This is a genomic window from Bacillus australimaris, assembly GCF_001307105.1.
Lineage (GTDB): Bacteria > Bacillota > Bacilli > Bacillales > Bacillaceae > Bacillus > Bacillus australimaris.
The window spans coordinates 462,184-481,830 of sequence record NZ_LGYN01000012.1 but is presented as its reverse complement, the minus strand read 5'-3'; the positions used below and the strand labels follow the sequence as shown (position 1 = coordinate 481,830).

Genomic DNA, 19,647 nt, shown 5'->3' with positions numbered 1-19,647 from the left:
CCCTCGTTACCTCAGCTGATCCATTGGGACAAAATCCATATCTTTGAACGTATAGTTTTCCCCCGCCATTGCCCAAATAAATGAATAATTCGCTGTACCTGAGCCTGAATGAATGGACCAGGCAGGTGAAATCACTGCTTCCTCATTTGCGACAACGAGATGTCGTGTTTCTGATGGTTCCCCCATAAAATGAAAGACACGTGCATCTTCTTCGATATCCAGATATAAGTACACTTCCATCCGGCGATCATGAATATGGGCTGGCATCGTGTTCCACGTGTTATTCGTTTCCAGCTGAGTGATGCCCATCATAAGCTGACAGCTTTGAATACCATCTGCATGGATGAATTGATACAGGTTTCGTACGTTAGAGGCAGCTGCTTCGCCTAAGTGATTTGGTGTTAATTCAGCGATGGCTGCCTTTTGCGTAGGGTACGCTCTATGAGCCGTGGCTGATACAAGATAGAATTTGGCTTGCTCACCTGATGAACTAGTAAACTGTACATCTTTGTGTCCAAGACCAATATATAAGAAATCCTTATGCTCCAGCATAAAGGCCTCGCCATCAACAGTGACCGTTCCTTGTCCGCCGACATTCACAATCCCGATCTCTCGTCTTTCAAGGAAATACTCTGTACGTAAAAAATCTCCAGCATCTAGTGTGAGCGCTTCTGCTGCTGGCATGACGCCGCCAATGACCACGCGGTCCTCATGTGAATAGTAGAGTTTTAATTCACCACTGACAAATAGTGTAGGAATGTGAAAATGACGACGAAGTTCCTCTGTTGTAAAACGTTTGACCTGTTCAGGATGTACAGCATAACGATTTTCCATTTGAGATAAGCCTCCCTTTTCATCTGAAACAAAATGTTATTTTATTTGGTATCGGTTTCAAGGAAAATTTTAGAGGAAAAAGAAAGCTGCGTCAACCGTTAATTTGAAATCGCTTTCTTTTTATCTAATTGAACAAATTTCTGCCAGCATCATGCAAAAAAATCTTCTGATATTCATGCAATTATGGTATGCTCTTTTTAAGTTTATTTGAAATCGGTTTCGAAACAAAAGAGAAGATTGATTGTAGGAGTTTTTTGAATGAAAGAGAAGAAACAAACAAAAGTCACCATTAACGAAGTTGCAGCTTATGCCGGTGTCTCAAAATCAACTGTATCAAGATATATCAATGGCAGAACAAATGAAATTTCTGCTGAAAAGGTAAGAAAAATCAAGAAAGCCATCGATGAGCTCCATTATCGTCCGAGTCAGCTCGCCCAAGGACTGAAAGTAAGGAAAAGCAAGGTCATTGGGTTTATTGTAGCTGATATTACGAATCCATTCTCGGTGGCAACACTTCGCGGGGTCGAAGAGATTTGTGATGAATATGGATACAGCATCATGGTGTGCAACACAGATAACCGTCCTGAAAAAGAACGGGAAATGCTCCTGAAGCTGAATGCACACTATATTGAAGGACTCATCATCAATACGACAGGTCAGAACAATGACATTCTGCAGGATTTTAAGAAAAACGGTGTACCAATTGTCCTTGTGGACCGGAAGTTACCTGAACTAAAAGTCGACACAGTGACAACAAATAACCGCGATATCACCATCCGGCTGCTTCAACAAATGTATGAGAAAGGCTATGATCACATTGCTTTCTTTACTGAGCCAGTCGATGGAATCAGTCCACGTGAAGAACGAAAAGAAGCATATGAACTGACAGCTATGAGTAAACATAAGAAGCCGATCATTGCAGAAATTGATTTAAAGCAAAAGGAACAAATGCGCGAAGAGCTTGTCCGTTTTCTACAATCAAACGAACAGAAAAAAGCAATTTTGGCAGGAAATGGATTACTCATGCTGAAGCTGATTAATGAACTTGTAGAGCTTGGAATAAAGATTCCTGGGGAGATAGGCATTGCAGGGTTTGATGATACAGAATGGTATAAGTTGATTGGACCAGGAATCACAACGGTTGCCCAGCCATCTCATGAAATGGGGAAAGCAGCCATGCAAAAAATCAAGACACGGCTTGAAGGGGATGAAAGTGCGCCCCAAACCATTCAGCTTGATGGAGAAATTATTGTGAGGAAATCCTTATAAACGAAAGGCAGAGAAGAGTATACAGACGTGCATGCTCTCTCTTTTCAAGTTAATTTGAAACCGGTACCAAGAAAGGGGAGAAATGAGTGAAAGCATTGGATGCGGTCACATTTGGGGAATCAATGGCGATGTTTTATGCAAAGGAAGTCGGAGAACTTCATCAAGTGCATACATTTCAAAAGGCGCTTGCTGGTGCTGAGAGTAACGTGGCTGTCGGCTTGGCGAGACTTGGCTTTGAGGTGGGCTGGATGAGCAAAATAGGAGCTGATTCACTGGGCTCGTTTATTTTAGAAGAGCTTCAAAAAGAAGGAGTCGATACAAGTGCAGTGCTCCGTTCCAATGATGGGTCTCAAACAGGCATTTTACTTAAATCAAAAGTGATCGCTGGAGATCCTGACGTAACGTATTATCGGAAAGGCTCTGCTGCGAGTACAATGAGTCCAAGCGAGTTTCCGGGCAGCTATTTCAAGCAAGCTGGCCATCTCCATATGACAGGTATTCCGCCTGCACTATCCAGTGAAATGAGAGCGTTTTCCCTGCACGCCCTTCAAGAGATGAAGAAAGCGGGCAAAACCATTTCATTTGATCCAAATCTCCGGCTTCAGCTATGGGAAGAGGAGGAAGATATGATTCATACTTTGAATCATATCGCCTCTCAAGTGGATTGGTTTTTTCCGGGGCTCGCAGAAGGGCAAAGGCTCACGGGTTGTCATGAGCCAGAGGAGATAGCAGATGTTTATTTGCAAAAAGGTGTCAAGCTAGTAGTCATTAAGCTAGGTGCAGAAGGTGCCTTTTATAAAAGCGCAGCCGGTCAGGGGAGTGTCAATGGATTTTATGTTCAGAATGTCGTAGATACAGTCGGTGCTGGCGATGGATTTGCAGTGGGGGTCATCAGCGGATTACTTGACGGCTTATCAGAGGAAAAATCGGTGGCAAGAGGCAATGCTATCGGGGCACTTGCGGTGATGTCTCCTGGCGATAAAGACGGACTGCCTACCCGGGAGGAGCTTCAGGCTTTTATGAAAGAAGCCAAACGTTATCAAAGGCGGGAGTATATGAAAGGGGATGAGAGATATGGGAAAGTCAGCAAGTTTGAGCGTTAAAGAGCAGCTTACGTCTTGTAAGTTGATCGCAGTGGTGAGAGCGGGAAGTGAAGCAGAAGGCATTGAGATCATTGAACGTTTAAAGAAAAAAGGGGTTCGTGCCATTGAAGTGACGTATACCACACCCAATGCAGAACGCATCATCGCATCCTTTCAGCATGAGCAAGATCTGATTGTAGGAGCGGGAACGGTTACAACGCTGGCGCAGGCACAATCAGCCATTGAGGCAGGCTCACAATTTATCGTCAGTCCAGGATATCTCCCTGTAATCGGAGAGCATCTCTCATTTCACGACACACTCTATGTACCAGGTGTCCTCACCCCAAGTGAAATCATGCAGGCGAAAGCAGCTGGCTACTGCTTGCTCAAGCTTTTTCCAAGCGGTTCCTTCGGTTTAACTTATATGAAAAACCTGCAAGGTCCATTTCCAGAGATTGAATTTATTCCAACGGGCGGCATTCATCCAGCAGATGTCCCAAAATGGCTCAAAGCAGGTGCGGTGGCTGTAGGTGTCGGAAGTCAGCTTGAAAGCAGTACAGAAGAAGAATTACAAGCCGTTCTTTCTTCATAAATATGTGTAAAACGAACAAACAACTGGCATCCATCAGCCGGTTGTTTGTTCGTTTATCTGACATAATAGCAGGTCAACATTCAACTCTTCACGTACAATGATCGTGAAGGAGTGATTGTCATGTACATTCAACAAGATGAACTCACGGATGGACGAATCGGCCAGCTGATCACCGCACATGTAGAAGAAATGAAGGAGCATTCGCCACCAGAAAGCATTCATGCCCTTCCATTAGCTGACTTGAAAAAGCCAGATGTCACTGTATGGAGTGTGCGAGATGGAGAGGAGCTTCTTGGCTGCGGAGCATTAAAGGAGCTGTCAAATGAACATGGGGAAATCAAGTCGATGAGGACCGCAGCCCTCCATATGCGAAAAGGTGTAGCGAGGTATATGCTGAACCATCTTCTCCAAGAGGCAGAACGGCGCGGGTATACACGTGTGAGCTTAGAGACAGGTGCAATGGCTTTCTTTGAACCAGCAAGAAGACTATATGAGAGTGTTGGTTTCCGGTATTGCCCGCCTTTTGGTTCATATGAAGAAGATCCAAACAGTTTATTTATGACAAAGGAATTATAGAGGTCGAGAGAGTATGCTTATAAGCAGCTCTTTTTTTATGCGGAAATATGAGAAAGGAGGAGGTTATGGTGACATTATCTAAGTGGATCGGAATGGGTGCATTTCTCACATTTTGTGTGGTATCAGTCATCTTTTTAACGTTATTAGGTCAAGATTTATTTAAAATTGAAAACGCTTCCGAAAAGGATGTGTCCACCTTTCAATATCATTTTGTCCTTGTACCGGAGGAACTTGATAACGAATATTGGCAGCTTGTACAAAAGGGAGCTGCTGATGCGGCAGATGTTCATCGCGTGTATCTTGAATATTTAGGACCGAAGCAAGCGGATGTGGATGATCATCTAAAAACCATTGATATGGCCATTGCTGGGCATGTTGATGGCATTATGACACAGGGACTTGATGCGAAGAAATACAAACCACTTTTTCAAAAAGCGAGGGAAAAAGGCATTGATGTCGTCACCGTCGATACGGATGCAGAGGGGAGCAAGCGTCAAGTGTATGTAGGAACGGATAATTATTATTCAGGCTTTATCGCAGGGCAGGCACTCATCGCAGATACAAAAGGCGAACAGTATGTAGGAATTGTCACAGGCAGGCTTGATGCCATTCACCAAAAGCTGCGCGTCAAGGGATTTCGAGATGCCGTTGCTGCTGAAAAACGCATTCATATTGCTGGAATAGAAGAATCAGCCATTACGAAATCAGGGGCATCTGGAGCCGCTTATAAGCTATTAAATGATCATGCGAAGCTGACCGCATTTTATGGCACAAGTGCATTAGATGGTGCAGGCATCATTCAAGTAACAGCGCAGTATCGACCATCCACTGATTTCTATGTGCTCGCATTTGATACATTGCCTGATACAATTCAGGCGCTTGATGATGGGAGAATTGATGCCGTGGTCGTGCAGCATCCTTATGAAATGGGCTATCAAGCGGTTGAATCACTTGTGCGTTTGCAAAAAGGTGAAAAAGAAGAACCGCTCCAGTACACGGGAACGAGTGTGATTCGCCGCGGGGATCTGCCTTTGCAGCAAGCAGACAGAAAGCAAGGGGTGCAGCCGTGAGAAGGATTCGAAGTAAGCTGTTATTAGCGTTTTTAATCCTTGTGCTCCTTGGTAACGTGGCCGCTTTTTTTATCTATTGGAGCAGCTCGAACATCACATCAGAATATAGCAGAAGCTTTCGTTCTTTTCTCCTGCTCAATGATATATCAACAGAGGCGAAAACGATGTATGAAAAGGTCAATGCGTATGCGATTGAAAAGGATCGGCAGTTTGCCAAAGAATATCTTTTATCAAAACAGAAAATGAAATCCTACGATCAGGCGCTGCGAAAGGATGCCGGACTGCATGCTGAGATTCCCTCCATTGAGAAATACCAATATATGATGCGGACGCTCATGAATGAAAGTGATGCGACCATGACACATGTAAAAGAAGGGGAAATCAAAGAATATGCTGCAAGTGTGAAGGAAGTGAGAACCGTTTCCTCCTATATACAAGAGCAAACGATGACACTGCTTGATGATGAATTATCTGAGTATCAGGTCCTCTATCAATCTCTTCAAAAAAGACACCAAACCTATGCGTTTTTTACCTTGTGTCTGTTTGTGTTATCCATTGGGGTCGCATTATGGATGGCGTATATGATTGCCGGCGGGATATCAAGGCCGATTGTCCATCTGTCTCGAAGCGTAAAAGAAGTATCAGAAGGGAATTTTGATGGAGCGGATTTGCGCGTCACCTCAAAGGATGAAATTTCTGTCTTAAATGAGGCCTTTCAACGAATGCGTCAAGAAATGAAAATGATGATTGAAGAGATCAAACAAAAGGCGGCATTGGATCAAAAAATCAAAGACATGAAGCTAAAAACGCTGCAAAACCAAATGAACCCGCATTTTTTATTTAACACATTAAACATCGTTTCACGCATGGCTTACTTAGAATCGGCGGAAGCCACATCAAGGTTGATTCAATCCGTTTCCACACTAATGCGGTATTCGCTGTCTACTCTCGGTACATCCGTTACATTAGAACAAGAAGTGAAAGTGGTGAAAGAATATTTTCATATACAAGAAACAAGATTTGCCGATCGTATTATGTGCAAAACGTTCATAGATGAATCATGTTTATCTGTTCACATCCCAAGTCTTACTTTACAGCCGCTTGTCGAAAATGCCTTTATTCATGGCGTCGAACCAAAGGAGGAAGAGGGACTTGTCGAGCTCTCGATCTATCAAGAAGGCAGCTATGTGATGATAAGGATTCGGGACAATGGGATGGGCATCAATGAACAAGAGATTAGCAGATTGCTGTCAGAAAAAGAAGAGAAAGATTCAAACACACTGAGAAAAGGCCATTCGACAGGGATCGGCCTTCGAAATGTGATGTCAAGGCTGCGCTTGTTTTACGGAGTCCAGGATGCCCTTCAAATTGAATCAAGACCAAACGAAGGCACCACCATTCAATTGACCATTCCAATAAAGGAGGGACCTTAATGCTGAACGTATTGATTGTAGATGATGAAAAAATAGAGCGTCTAGCCATGCGAAAGTTCATGACAGAATGGCTTCCAGAGTGCCATGTAGCAGGAGAAGCTGAAAATGGAAAAAAGGCGGTTGAATTCGTGCAATCCGAGCCCATTCATCTTGTGCTCATGGATATTCAAATGCCTGGAATGGATGGTCTGACTGCGATCAAAGAAATCAAAGCAAGCAGTCCTCATACAAAATTTATCATGCTGACAGCCTACGATACGTTCGATTATGCCAAGCAAGCGATGCAGGAAGGAGTGACACAATACCTCGTCAAACCAGCTGACAAAGACGAAACCATTGCAGCGATCCGAGCGGTTGCGGCAGACATTCAGCAGGAGGCATCACAACGGGAGACGGCAGTGGCCGATCAGCAGTCAAAGTGGCTTGAAGCCCATGTCATACAAGGTCAATCCGACACCTCCATAGAGTTTCAACAACTGTTTCACGAATATGAATCAGGTCTTGTCATTGCTGTTCAGCGGGCTGGCGGGGATCAGCTGTTGGCTGATTTACAGAAAACCTTACTTTTTCATACAGTGCCGATTCAAATGAGGGGTGAGCTGTTTACATCCCTCATTTATAGCAACCAATCGCCAGGTCAGCTAAAGGCGGATGTCCTGCAAGCCATTCGGGCTGCCATGACAAATGAATATCCTTCCCCTACTGTAGGCATGGGTCATCCCGTGTCGAACCCGCTTCACCTTCAAAAGAGTGCAGCAGAGGCGAAGCTCTCTTATTATCAGCGAAAAAAGGAGGGTGGGGTTGTTCGTTATGGCTTTTACAATACAGCGTTACAATCTCATGTCTTGATTCACCTGCCTGAGCTTGCTGATGACATGATGATGGCACTGGAAGAAGGGAGAAGAGAGGATGCCCTTGCTTACTATGATGCCTTTGAATTAGAAGGAGCGACACTTTCTCAAGTAAAAGAGCTGCTCATTTTACTAAAATCACGACTTCGTGCAGACTTGCCTATTTTGACCATCAGCACAGCATCAGAATGCCGCCGTTGCTGTGAGCATCTATTTGATCTGTATGAAGCGAGAACGCAGACCGTAAATGACATGGAGCGGGCTAAACGATATATTCAAACGCATTTTTGTGAAAACATCACGCTGGAGCAAACCGCTGCTTATGTCGATCTAAGTCCAACCTATTTCACAAAGCGCTTTAAAGACGAGACCGGTCTTACGTTTAAAGAATATGTGACAACTTGCCGGCTGGATAAAATTAAGAAGCTTCTTAAAGACAGTACGCTCAGTTTAAAAGAAATTACGTATCAAGCAGGATATACAGATCCGAACTACGTCAGCCGAGTATTTAAAAAAATGGTTGGCTGTTCACCGAAGGAATATCGAAAACAAGTCGTAAAAAAATGAAGAATTTCATAAAAAAGTGAAGAAGTTTACCTGAAAAAAAGCAAGGATCTTCCATTATACTTATTTTGATAACGCTTACAAAATGGGGATAGGGGGATCAATCATGAAGTTTAAATTAGGCTTTACGCTGTTAGCACTCTGTATGCTTATTATCACTGCCTGCAGTTCATCAACGAACTCAGATGCAAAAAAAGAAGGCGGAGCACAGAAGCTGGAAATCTTCTCTTGGTGGACTGGTGCAGGTGAGGAAGATGGACTGAAGGCACTCATTCAATTGTTTGAAGAGAAAAATAAAGACATCCCAATTGAAAATGCCGCCGTCGCAGGTGGTGCCGGTACGAATGCAAAGGCTGTACTGACTAGCCGAATGCAGGGAAATGATCCGCCAGCTACGTTCCAAGTACACGGCGGGGCAGAGCTGAATGAAAGCTGGGTTGCGGCAGGTAAAATGGAGCCGCTGGATGATCTTTATGAAAAAGAAGGGTGGAAAGACAAATTTCCAGAATCATTGATTGATCTCGTGAGCAAAGATGGAAAGATCTACTCTGTTCCAGTGAATATTCACCGAGGCAATGTGCTTTGGTATAACAAGAAGGTATTTGATGATGCAGGCTTAGAGCCGCCAACGACATTTGATGAATTTTTCAAAACAGCAGATGCATTAAAGAAAAAAGGAATTACGCCGCTTGCACTTGGGGATAAAGAACCTTGGGCAGCGACTCATTTGTTTGAGAGCGTTCTGCTTGGTGTATTAGGTGCAGATGATTATCAAAAGCTTTGGGCGGGCGACTTGAAAATGGACGACGGAAAAGTGAAGGAAGCGGCAGATATCTTTGGGCGCATGCTCGAATACGTCAATGATGACCACAGCTCACGTAACTGGCAGGATGCCTCACAGCTCGTGGCAAAAGGGGAAGCTGCGATGAATGTCATGGGCGATTGGGCGAAGGGATACTTTGTGAATGATTTAGACTTGAAGGTCAATCAAGACTTCGGATACGTAGCGACTCCGGGTACGGAGGGAAGCTTTATGGTGATCACTGATACATTCGGGCTGCCAAAGGGGGTCAAACATCCAGAAAACGTGAAGAAATTCTTATCTGTCTTAGGATCTGTGGAAGGACAGGATGCGTTTAATCCGCTAAAGGGATCGATTCCGGCACGTGTGGATGCAGATGTATCAAAATATGATGAATACGGAAAATCGGCGATGAAAGCCTTTAAAGAGTCAAAGCTGGCGCCGTCTCTTGCTCATGGCTCAGCTGCTGAAGAAGGGTTTGTGACAAAAGCAAATCAAGCCGTCAATATCTTCGTGACACAAAAAGACAGCAGTCAGTTTGTGTCATCTTTAAAAGATTCAATGAAATAAAGACGAAGGAGGCGGCGACTTAGCACCGCCTCTTTTTTAAAAAGGAGTGTAGCTTCATGCGCATGGACACATCGCCGATCACCAAAACACCCGCACCCAAGGTCAAATGTGTTCGGAAAAAGTGGAATGGGGACCAGCTGCTGGCGCTGCTATTTTTAGCCCCGTCAGCGGTTTTATTATTTATCTTTGTTTACGGCTTTATCGGCTGGACAGGGTATGTTTCATTATCAAACTGGACCTCGCTTGTTCCTGATTTCTCTTTCGCAGGTCTTCGCAATTATGTCATGCTGTTTCAAGATTTCCGCTTTCAATCAGATCTTCGAAACACGGTCTTTTTTACTCTCTTTTTTATTGGAGCGGTCATTGTTTCTGGTCTGGCACTTGCGATTTTACTAGATCAGAAGATCAAGGGTGAATCTATTTTTCGGAATCTATTTTTCTTTCCGATGGCCCTTTCCTTCGTTGTCACAGGAGTCGTATGGCAATGGATTTTAAACCCATCAACTGGGGTGAATTTATTTTTGAAAACGCTTGGTATCCAGCCTAAGTGGTATACGGATACGAACATATTGGCCGGATTTGTCTGGGGTAAAATTGAGTTTGGTGTACCTGCGGCGATGATTGCCGTTGTGATTGCAGCTGTTTGGCAAATGACAGGCTTTTCTCTGGCCATGTATTTGGCGGGTCTGAGAGGAATTCCTGAGGAAGTGAGAGAGGCTGCTAGAATGGATGGCGCATCGGAGTGGCAGATTTACTGGAAGATCATTTTCCCTCTTTTAAAACCGATTACAGCAAGTGTCATTATTATCATGGCTCATATTTCTTTGAAAATTTTCGATTTGATTTATTCAATGACAGGACCAGGTGCGAACTTTGTCACGGATGTACCAGGCGTATATATGTTTGAAATGACCTTTAGAGGAAATCATTATGCAGGCGGTGCTGCCATTGCGATCGTCATGCTGATTTCTGTTGCGGTCTTTATCGTGCCGTATCTTCTGTCTAGCCGAAAGGGGGCATCATCATGACCGCAAGACGGTTTGTACGCCCAGTGCTCTATGCTTTACTGATTTTGTGCAGTCTGTTTTTTCTCATGCCGGTCTATGTCATGCTCGTCACAAGCTTAAAGCCATTAGGTGAAGTGACCCTTGAGCGAATGTGGTCGCTTCCATCTACACTTGATTTTTCAAGCTATCAAATCGCTTTTGAAAAGCTTTCTCCCAATTTAATGAATTCACTGTATCTTGTCATTCCTGCTACTTTATTGTCTGCTGCATTAGGTGCGATGAATGGCTATGTGCTGTCAAAATGGCGCTTTAAAGGATCAGAAGTCGTTTTTACATTGATGCTGTTTGGAATGTTCATTCCATACCAAAGTATTCTCATCCCGCTCATTCAATTTTTGCGTGAAGTCGGATTGTATAATTCAATCCCAGGGCTTGTGCTTGTCCATGTTGTATACGGACTTCCAATCACAACACTCATGTTCCGAAATTTCTATGTGAGCATCCCTGATGAAATGATTGAATCGGCGAAAATGGATGGCGCAGGGTTTATCGGGATTTTCAGACACATGATTCTTCCGCTTTCGATCACAGGATTTGTGGTGGTGGCCATTTGGCAGTTCACCAATGTGTGGAATGAATTCTTATTTGCCGTCACGATGACCACTGCGGAGCATCAGCCAGTGATGGTCGCGCTGCAAAATCTATCAGGGAGTCAAATTGTGCAATGGAATGTCCAAATGGCAGGGGCGATATTGGCTGCACTGCCGACACTATTAGTCTATATTCTCCTTGGTAAATATTTTGTCAAAGGGCTTCTCGCAGGCTCTGTCAAAGGGTAAAACATGTTTTGTGATATCGTTTTCATTAGGTGTACTGAAAGGATTGACTTCTTTTTAGATAGCGTCATAATAAAAGTTGAGACTTACTAGTTTTCAATGAAACTAGGTAAGGATGATCAAAGGGTAGAAAAGGGAGGAGTCATTCTGAATGAAGCAGTCACCAATTTTTTTACTGCCTGAATTGAAGGAGAGAATATGGGGAGGTACAGCCTTAAGGGATCAATTTGGCTACGATATTCCTTCTGATCAAACGGGAGAATGCTGGGCAATTTCTGCTCATCCAAACGGACCAAATGTCGTGCAAGACGGACCGTATAAAGGGAAAACGCTGATCGAACTGTGGGACAATCACAGAGAATTGTTCGGAGGGATGGAAGGCGATCGATTCCCGCTCTTAACCAAAATTTTAGATGCAAATCAAGACTTGTCCGTTCAAGTTCATCCAGACGATGATTATGCGGAAAGACATGAAAATGGTGAGCTTGGAAAAACAGAGTGCTGGTATATCATTGACTGCAATGAAGGAGCAGAAATGATCTATGGGCACAATGCAAGAACAAGAACTGAGCTCGTAACCATGATGAACAGTGGAGATTGGGAAGGTCTTTTGCGGCGGGTGAAGATTAAGCCTGGTGATTTTTATTATGTGCCAAGCGGTACCATTCATGCACTTTGCGAGGGAACGCTTGTCCTTGAAACGCAGCAAAGCTCAGACACAACCTATCGGGTATATGATTATGAACGAAAAGACCAGGATGGCAATGAACGTGAACTTCATTTTGCGCAAGCCATTGATGTCACAACGGTCCCTCATGTAGACGGTTATGCAGATGAATCAGTTGAAACACGTCAGGGAATCACCATTCGAACATTTGTCGAAGCAGAATATTTCTCCGTGTATAAATGGGAGATTGATCAAAAAGTAGAGCTTTCGCAAGATTATCCATTTTTGCTGTGCAGTGTGATTAGTGGGGAAGGCTCTTTAGAGCATGATGGAAACACATATCCACTGCCTAAAGGAGCTCATTTTATCTTGCCAGCTGAAACAGGAAGCTTCTCAATTGAAGGATCTTGTGAACTGATTGTATCTCATATATAAGGAATGGAGGGCTTCGAGTGAGTCCTCTATTTTTCGATTGCATAAACGACTTGAAAGAGTACTTGTTTTTGTCGATAAAGAGATTAGTAGACTATTATGCAAAGTTAAGAGAGGGACAGGGAACGTGAAAAAAACCATCAAGATTATGTTACTCGCAGCTGCCTTTGGTATGACATTCCACACAGGTAAAGAAGTGCAAGCAGCCTCCTATGTCGATCAATCCATTTACACGATGAACACCACAAAGGTATTTACAACAGAATCAGAAGTGAAAAAAGCAGTGGAAACACTGAAGAAGGACAAAAATTGGACAGCGACATATCAAACTTCAGGAAATACGACGACCTATCAGCTCACTGCCTCAGGATATGAGTCGCAAGCAGCAGCAAGTGCAAGTGCAGCTGCATTAAAAAAAGAGGTGGGCATGAGCGGTACGGTGTCTCCAGTAGGTGGCCTCCTTCCTTTACAAAAGGTCGTATCTGACCCAGTCAATGATGAAGCTCAGGCAAAAAAGCTTTCACTTGAGCTAACGAAAACATCAGGGCTCAATAGCACCTATGAAGTCATCAATCAAAGCAAACCTTCTTATCAGGTCATCTCAGGAACCATTGATTCTGAAACGAAAGTCAAAAACATTCAAACCGAATTACAAAAGCAGGCAGGCGTCAACAGTACATACCAAACCGAAACCAAAGCTGGTACTGTGTATCAGCTGATTTCAAGCGGTGTTGTTGGACAAAGTAAGGCAAATACCATCCTGCAAGGCTTTCAAAAGGCATCTGGTTTAAAACCAGCGCTTCAAACAGTGACGGCAGGCAAGCCGTATTACATTGTTACATCTGCTGCGCAAGCCAACCAGTCGAAAGCGCAGACGCTTTTAACCCAGCTGCAAAAAGAAGCAAAGATCAGCGGGAAGATTCAAAAGACAGGCGCCTTAAAAAATGTCTACAGCATGGAATCGGGCTATTTCAAAGACAACAAACAAGCCGCTTCAGCTGCAGCTCAGATTAAGAAACAAACCGGTGCTGCAGGTACTGTGCAGCGAGTGGGGAAAACAAAAAATTATATCGTGAAGCTTAATCAATTAAACGATACAGCTTACGCAAAAACGGTAGCCTTTTTCAAGAAAAAGAAATGGCGCTACACGTCCAAAAAGATCTCTTCTACACAGCCATACCAAGTAGTGACAGGAAACCTTTTAGGAGATGTTCAAGCGAAAAAAGCATCGGATTTCTTCAAAAAGAAAAAGGTATCTGCGACAACGAAAAAAACAGGCAAGGTATCTGACAGCACATATCGACTTGTCGTCAATCAAGCAGTGGACAAAGCGAAAGTAGATAAAGGTGCCGCATACTTAAAATCGCAAAAAATGACAAGCAGCATCACAACAGGTAAGGGACAAGCTGTCAGCAAAACATATAGTCTCAAGACAACACCTGTATTTGACCAAAGTAAAGTCAAGCAGGCTCAAGACATCATCAAGAAAAATGGTGTTGCCAGCAGTACAAAAACGCTGACAGAAGCGGTCAAGCAATACCGTATCACGACAGAGCCGACAGTGAATCAGACAAAACTGAATCAAGCAATCAGCTATTTGACAAAACAAAAAATGAAGGCAGCTACTCAAAAAACAGGTGCAACTGATTATAGTCAATATCAGATCAAAACAGGTGTCATCTCAACAGCTGCATTGCGTGACAAAGGCATCGCATTTTTCAAAAAACGGAATGAAACAGCTGCGTATACCACAACAACGAAACCAACTTATAAAATCAACTTGACGCAGCAATTTACAGGATTACAAACTGTAAATGATGCCATTTCTTTTGTGAAAAGCCAATATGGCTGGACAGCCACAGCTGTAAAAATTAAAAATGGCCCAATGGTCATGCAAACGAACTACAACCTCACGGTCAATGAGATGGTGAACAAACAAATGAAGGTGTCGCCACAGACTGACGGTGCAGCTTATGTTTATGCACCTTATGTAGACACGGCAACGTCAACTGTGAATACGGACGGTTTAAATGTCCGTTCTACACCTGATTCAAGCTCTTCAAGCAACATTGTGGCACAGCTGAATAAAGGAACAAAAGTGAAGCAGCTCGGAAAAGAAGGAAACTGGATCAAGATCAACCTTGGCTGGAGAAATGCAAGTTCCGCAGAGGTGCAAAAATATGTAGATCCAGCCAATATTGTTGAGGGCACTAAATCCTATTTTCAATTTCTGAAACTCTCTGAAGCTGCAAATCTTGATCCGGCAGAAGTTAATACAAAGATTTTAGCAGGCAAAGGGATTCTTGCGGGTAAAGGACAAGCCTTTATTACAGCAGCGAAAACGTATCATATTAACGAAATCTATCTCATTTCTCATGCGCTGCTTGAAACAGGTAACGGAAGTTCCATTTTAGCGAACGGTACAATGTTTAATGGAAAGAAAGTATATAACATGTATGGCATTGGCGCATACGACAGCAACCCGAATTATCTCGGGGCAAAATATGCATATGAACAGCAATGGTTCACGCCAGAGGCCGCCATTATTGGCGGGGCCAAATTCATTGGCAACAGCTACATCAATAATGCGACATACAAACAAGATACGATTTATAAAATGCGCTGGTCTGCTTCAGCCACTCATCAATATGCAACAGATATTGGCTGGGCATATAAGCAAGTCACTCGTATGTATAGTTTGTATAACCTGCTTGATAACTATACCCTGTATTACGATATTCCGGTTTATAACAAATAAAAAAACGTCCGTGCTTCCTAATGAGAAGCCGGACGTTTTTTGTGTAAGAGCTGCTGTTCAATAAAGGATAGGAGCTGCTGACTTGATTGTCCCTTTGAATATTGGTTCCATTCCTCAGCAAAGGTTTTGATTCGTTCTCTATTGGCTGATGCGTTTAGATGCAGAAGCTCTTGCAAGAGCATGTCTTGAGTGACGCAAGCCTTGCCAGGAATGATGTCTTCATACTGATCAACTAAGCCTCGTTTTTCTCGATACGTTTCTAAGTCATAAGTAAAGAACAAGACAGGCTTTTCAAGCAGCGCATATTCAAACACAATCGACGAGTAATCTGTTATCAGGACATCACAAGCACAAAGCAATGGATAGAGCGGCTGATCGGACACATCAAAGATCCATTCACCGTCTGTTTCTGCTTTCGCTAAATGTTTGACCGCAGGATGAAGCTTGACGAGCAGAATATAGTCGCCATTCAGCTCTGTTTGCAATTGCTCTTTTGAAAAAGGCAGGACAAGACCGTCCATTGCAAAGTCGCGATAGGTCGGTGCATAGAGCAGAATCTTTTTCCCTTTAGGAATATGATACTGCTTCAAGGAAGGCGGGCGCTGATAGTACACATCCGTTAGTGGGACACCAGTTGGTAAAAAACGTTCGTCACTGACACCAAAGGAGGTTTTGAAAATCTCCCGCATGTGATCTGAGCCTGTAACAATATAATCGAAAGACGCATAGACGCGTTTGAACCGTTCAATATCACGTGGACTCCTATCTGAATTTGAAGCATCTTCAAGCCCGAATTTTTTCAGAGCCCCATTAGCATGCCATACTTGAATACAGGTTGTCGAAGGACGTTTTCTGAGTACACTAGTCATGAGAAAGTAATTATCCGTCACGACAGCCTTGCTTTTAAACATCGTATAAATACAGTGAATGAGATGGAGAGGATTTTTTTCATGAAAATAGCGAAATGACAGATGAGGCCCGTCCTTTTCTATCACGGAAGCATGCTTCGTATAGAGGACCGTAAGCTTCATCGTCATGTTCGCCTGTTGTTGATAAGTATCAATGAGAGCAGCCGCATTCTCTTGAAATGAAACAAGCAGCGTCACCTGGTTTTCACGCGGTTTCACGCCGCTCATCAGCCATCCAATAAAAGAAACGAAAGCTGCGTAGCATGAAATGATCATTGAGCGTATATTCATCATTTGTCAGTCTCTCACAGCTGCTTCGTCTGATCCTTTACTTGCTCAGGATAGTAGCGTTTTTTTCCTTTGCTTTCTTTCAATACAGCAAAAGCGTACTTAGGAATATTGAGCATTCGTTTCCATCTCCATGGATTCACAATCAGTCTGTAGAGCCATTCAGTATTTGTCTTAATCATCAAGCGTGGTGCTCGTTTCACCGTTCCGCTAAATACATCAAAGCTTCCGCCTAAACCGATGCAAACAGCCTGCGGGAATAAATGACGGTATTCATAAATAAAGTTCTCTTGATTTGGATAACCTAAAGCAACGAACACCATATCTGGTTTCGAGCGTGCAATCTGCTTCGCTACGAAACGCTTATCGGCTTGATAGCCGTCACAGCTTCCTGCAAGAATCACATTTGGATATTCCGTATCAATCCGCTGTTTAACAGCCTCAAGCACTTCTTTTTTCGCACCATATAAAAAGATTCTGTTAGACTGCTGGTTTGCTAGATCAAGCATAGACATGAAGACATCAAAGCCAGCAATTCTTGATTTAAGCGGGCTTTGGGTCATGCGTGACATCAATACGACACCTACACCATCCGGCAGCACATAATCCGCAGAAGAGACGACTTGATGATACGCATGATCCTTCATGACGGCATAGCCTATCTCTGGATTGACAGTCGCAATCATGGCGCCTCTTTTTTGAGAAATGTGGTGCTCGTTCAAATAGCTGATAAATTCATCTAAATCGCCGTTTACATAAGAAAGGTTAGAGACCACTTCTGTCTGCATCGTTTAGACCTCCTTTTTATCTTGTTATCTATGAACGTTCATTGTAAATTCATTCTTCGCCTATTCATCATTTTATCATAGATGCTCCATGAAATATTAACAATAACTTTACAAACCTTTAAATTTCATGACATTTTCATCAATTTATCACAGTGTTCCTTTGTGAAACATTGATTCTTCGGACTTTTCCTCTTGCGCCCAATAAATTGGAAATAGTTTGTCTTTACATCCGCTTAACGTTTGTTGGGCGCTGTGATATAATGAGATTCCGAAGAGCGAATCGAAGATATTAGGATTAAGGATAAATTACTGCACGGATGCAGTCGAATAAGGATTGAAGAAAGGAGTTAATGTTTGCAATGAAGAAAGTTATTACTTACGGTACATTTGATTTATTACACTGGGGGCACATTAAGCTGTTAGAGCGTGCAAAGCAGCTTGGAGATTACCTAGTAGTGGCCATCTCTACAGATGAGTTTAATTTACAAAAATCAAAAAAAGCTTACCATAGCTACGAGCATAGAAAGCTGATTCTTGAAACCATTCGTTATGTAGACGAAGTCATTCCAGAAAACAGCTGGGATCAAAAAGTCCGTGATGTGCAAGAGCACGATATTGATGTGTTTGTCATGGGAGATGACTGGGAAGGTAAATTCGATTTCTTAAAAGAGCATTGCGAAGTCGTGTACTTGAAGAGAACAGAAGGCATCTCGACAACACAAATTAAGGAAGAAATTGCGGGACTTTAATAGATCGAAAAAAGTACTTCTTATCTTTTGGTGAGAAGTACTTTTTCATGTAAAATACAATGAGCAAGCCATCATTATTTTTAAGGAGAGCTTCCTTTGTTTCAAAATTGGATGAAGAAAAAAGTTGAACACACATTAGATCAACCTGAACAACAAGAAACAATGACATCAGTTGACATGCCTGATATGGACTACTACTTTATTATGGGTGATGTGCCAACACAGGATGAGAGCTTAGCGAAATCTTTAAAGGCAAGAATAAAGCCATTGGCTGATGAACATAAACGTACTGCAATACTAACGTTGAATTACGATGTAAATATGAAAGAACGTATTCACAGCTTGGAGGAGTCCTTTCCTAGCCAAGTTGACATCTTGAATGTATTTGAACACTATATTCTACCGGAAAGCGGAAGTAAAAGGCGTTATTCAGAATGTATTGCCGGTGAAGCATCGCATCAGATCAATGAAGCCGTTTTTTCAGAAAATGAGCCCTTGATTCAAGTGACGAGATATGAATTACCTTCTTCCCCCATTTGTTATGTTGACCAATTTAATGAAGAGCAGCAATTAGTGAAGAGGGAAGAATACAATTGGCAGGGCGTTCTGTGCAGAGTACAAAGCTTTGTACCTCATACAGGTGCTCTTTACTTAGAGGAATTGATCAAAGAGGACGGCAGCATCTATATGGAGATCATCTATCCTGGAGATGCAAAAAAGAATCCAGTTCGGCATATTAATTGGTATAAAAAAACAGGAATTCAAACATTTGTAAAGAAGACGGATATTAAGCAATTATGGCTATCCAGCATTCAATCACAAAATGACCGTTTGAAACTGATGATGACAGAAGACCGGGATCAAGATCGCCATCTGTTTAAAATGGAGCAGTCTGAAACAACTTATTATGCTGCATTTGTGCATGACGCACATTATGAAGAAGACCCGCATCAAATCTATTCTCAATATGGAGAATTATTTAAACAAATAAGAAAACAGCAATTGGATGCTGTCTTCTTTGGGGATACTAAGCATAAAGAAGATGTTGAGAAGGTGCTTGGAGAACAAGCTTATTTCTATCATGTGTCATCTCATGAAATGCCGGCTTGGAATACAGCACTTCATCAGATGCTCGATAACCGTATACGTAAAGATGAATTGAGAAGGTTTGTGGACCGCATGAAATGGGTCTTGCGTGATCTGAGCTCTGAGCACCATGTTCTTCACCTTCAACTCGAGGTAAAAGATGAAATGAGTCATGCGGATCATGTGCAAATCGATTTCGCAGGATATGATCGAGTGAACGGAGCTGAAATTATCGCTCAAACTATTGACGAAAACCATCTAGTCAGCTTCCCAATTGGCCATTTTCAAACAAAGAAAAACATTGAAATCAATCAAACGAAATTTGTGGATTTTTACATTCGTTTTAAAACAGTAGAACTTCAAGAGGTTTTGCAGCGTCTAGAAGTAGAAGGGGAGCTGCTCACCAATAAACCATCGTCAATCGATGGGTGGTCGTATCAAACGAAACAAGGGAACTATTCTTGGAAAGTGAAATAGCCATATAA

General features: G+C 42.7%; 17 protein-coding genes. 14 read left to right on the top strand and 3 right to left on the bottom strand.

Features of this window, described 5'->3' with window-relative positions; genetic code table 11:
• Nucleotides 1-6: 6 nt before the first annotated feature.
• On the bottom strand, nucleotides 7-834 hold the full coding sequence (kduI, locus tag AKG37_RS09025; RefSeq protein ID WP_060698492.1) for a 5-dehydro-4-deoxy-D-glucuronate isomerase: 828 nt from the start codon (nucleotides 832-834) through the stop codon (nucleotides 7-9).
• Between the two features lie 258 nt (nucleotides 835-1,092).
• Between kduI and AKG37_RS09020 the strand changes: the two genes are divergently transcribed.
• From AKG37_RS09020 to AKG37_RS08965, 12 genes are all read left to right on the top strand, one after another.
• On the top strand, nucleotides 1,093-2,103 hold the full coding sequence (locus AKG37_RS09020) for a LacI family DNA-binding transcriptional regulator (RefSeq protein WP_060698491.1): 1,011 nt from the start codon (nucleotides 1,093-1,095) through the stop codon (nucleotides 2,101-2,103).
• A gap of 86 nt (nucleotides 2,104-2,189) precedes the next feature.
• Nucleotides 2,190-3,206, top strand: coding sequence for a sugar kinase (locus tag AKG37_RS09015; protein ID WP_077233704.1), 1,017 nt, complete (start codon nucleotides 2,190-2,192; stop codon nucleotides 3,204-3,206).
• Nucleotides 3,178-3,777 (top strand): bifunctional 4-hydroxy-2-oxoglutarate aldolase/2-dehydro-3-deoxy-phosphogluconate aldolase, encoded by a 600-nt coding sequence (locus AKG37_RS09010; RefSeq protein ID WP_060698490.1) that lies wholly within the window; start codon nucleotides 3,178-3,180, stop codon nucleotides 3,775-3,777. The genes AKG37_RS09015 and AKG37_RS09010 overlap by 29 nt, the downstream gene beginning before the upstream one ends.
• A 120-nt stretch (nucleotides 3,778-3,897) precedes the next feature.
• Entirely contained in the window at nucleotides 3,898-4,353 is a 456-nt protein-coding gene (locus AKG37_RS09005) for a GNAT family N-acetyltransferase (protein ID WP_060698489.1), read from the top strand.
• Nucleotides 4,354-4,418: 65 nt separating this feature from the next.
• Entirely contained in the window at nucleotides 4,419-5,423 is a 1,005-nt protein-coding gene (locus tag AKG37_RS09000; RefSeq protein ID WP_060698488.1) for a sugar-binding protein, read from the top strand.
• Entirely contained in the window at nucleotides 5,420-6,856 is a 1,437-nt protein-coding gene (locus AKG37_RS08995; RefSeq protein WP_060698487.1) for a sensor histidine kinase, read from the top strand. The genes AKG37_RS09000 and AKG37_RS08995 overlap by 4 nt, the downstream gene beginning before the upstream one ends.
• Nucleotides 6,856-8,274 carry a response regulator gene (locus tag AKG37_RS08990; RefSeq protein ID WP_060698486.1) on the top strand — a complete coding sequence of 473 codons (1,419 nt, stop codon included), beginning with the start codon at nucleotides 6,856-6,858 and terminating at the stop codon, nucleotides 8,272-8,274. The genes AKG37_RS08995 and AKG37_RS08990 overlap by 1 nt, the downstream gene beginning before the upstream one ends.
• 103 nt (nucleotides 8,275-8,377) lie before the next feature.
• A complete protein-coding gene (locus AKG37_RS08985; protein ID WP_060698485.1) occupies nucleotides 8,378-9,643 on the top strand; it encodes an ABC transporter substrate-binding protein in 1,266 nt (421 codons plus the stop codon).
• Between the two features lie 56 nt (nucleotides 9,644-9,699).
• Complete coding sequence (locus AKG37_RS08980; RefSeq protein WP_149865073.1) at nucleotides 9,700-10,671, top strand: carbohydrate ABC transporter permease; 972 nt, start codon at nucleotides 9,700-9,702, stop codon at nucleotides 10,669-10,671.
• On the top strand, nucleotides 10,668-11,489 hold the full coding sequence (locus AKG37_RS08975) for a carbohydrate ABC transporter permease (protein WP_060698484.1): 822 nt from the start codon (nucleotides 10,668-10,670) through the stop codon (nucleotides 11,487-11,489). The genes AKG37_RS08980 and AKG37_RS08975 overlap by 4 nt, the downstream gene beginning before the upstream one ends.
• 148 nt (nucleotides 11,490-11,637) lie before the next feature.
• Nucleotides 11,638-12,588, top strand: coding sequence for a mannose-6-phosphate isomerase, class I (manA, locus tag AKG37_RS08970; protein ID WP_060698483.1), 951 nt, complete (start codon nucleotides 11,638-11,640; stop codon nucleotides 12,586-12,588).
• A 124-nt stretch (nucleotides 12,589-12,712) separates the two neighbouring features.
• Nucleotides 12,713-15,343: an N-acetylglucosaminidase gene (locus tag AKG37_RS08965; RefSeq protein WP_060698482.1), complete on the top strand. Its 2,631-nt coding sequence runs from the start codon at nucleotides 12,713-12,715 to the stop codon at nucleotides 15,341-15,343.
• A 17-nt stretch (nucleotides 15,344-15,360) separates the two neighbouring features.
• On the opposite strand, the gene AKG37_RS08960 is transcribed toward AKG37_RS08965, so the two are convergent.
• Both AKG37_RS08960 and AKG37_RS08955 read right to left on the bottom strand, forming a co-directional pair.
• Nucleotides 15,361-16,545, bottom strand: coding sequence for a CDP-glycerol glycerophosphotransferase family protein (locus tag AKG37_RS08960; protein WP_078060993.1), 1,185 nt, complete (start codon nucleotides 16,543-16,545; stop codon nucleotides 15,361-15,363).
• 11 nt (nucleotides 16,546-16,556) lie between these two features.
• Nucleotides 16,557-17,327: a WecB/TagA/CpsF family glycosyltransferase gene (locus AKG37_RS08955; RefSeq protein WP_060698481.1), complete on the bottom strand. Its 771-nt coding sequence runs from the start codon at nucleotides 17,325-17,327 to the stop codon at nucleotides 16,557-16,559.
• Between the two features lie 359 nt (nucleotides 17,328-17,686).
• On the opposite strand from AKG37_RS08955, the gene tagD reads away from it, so the two are divergent.
• A complete protein-coding gene (gene tagD / locus AKG37_RS08950; protein WP_008343212.1) occupies nucleotides 17,687-18,076 on the top strand; it encodes a glycerol-3-phosphate cytidylyltransferase in 390 nt (129 codons plus the stop codon).
• Between the two features lie 96 nt (nucleotides 18,077-18,172).
• Nucleotides 18,173-19,639: an alpha-glucosyltransferase N-terminal domain-containing protein gene (locus tag AKG37_RS08945; RefSeq protein WP_060698480.1), complete on the top strand. Its 1,467-nt coding sequence runs from the start codon at nucleotides 18,173-18,175 to the stop codon at nucleotides 19,637-19,639.
• Nucleotides 19,640-19,647: the final 8 nt, after the last annotated feature.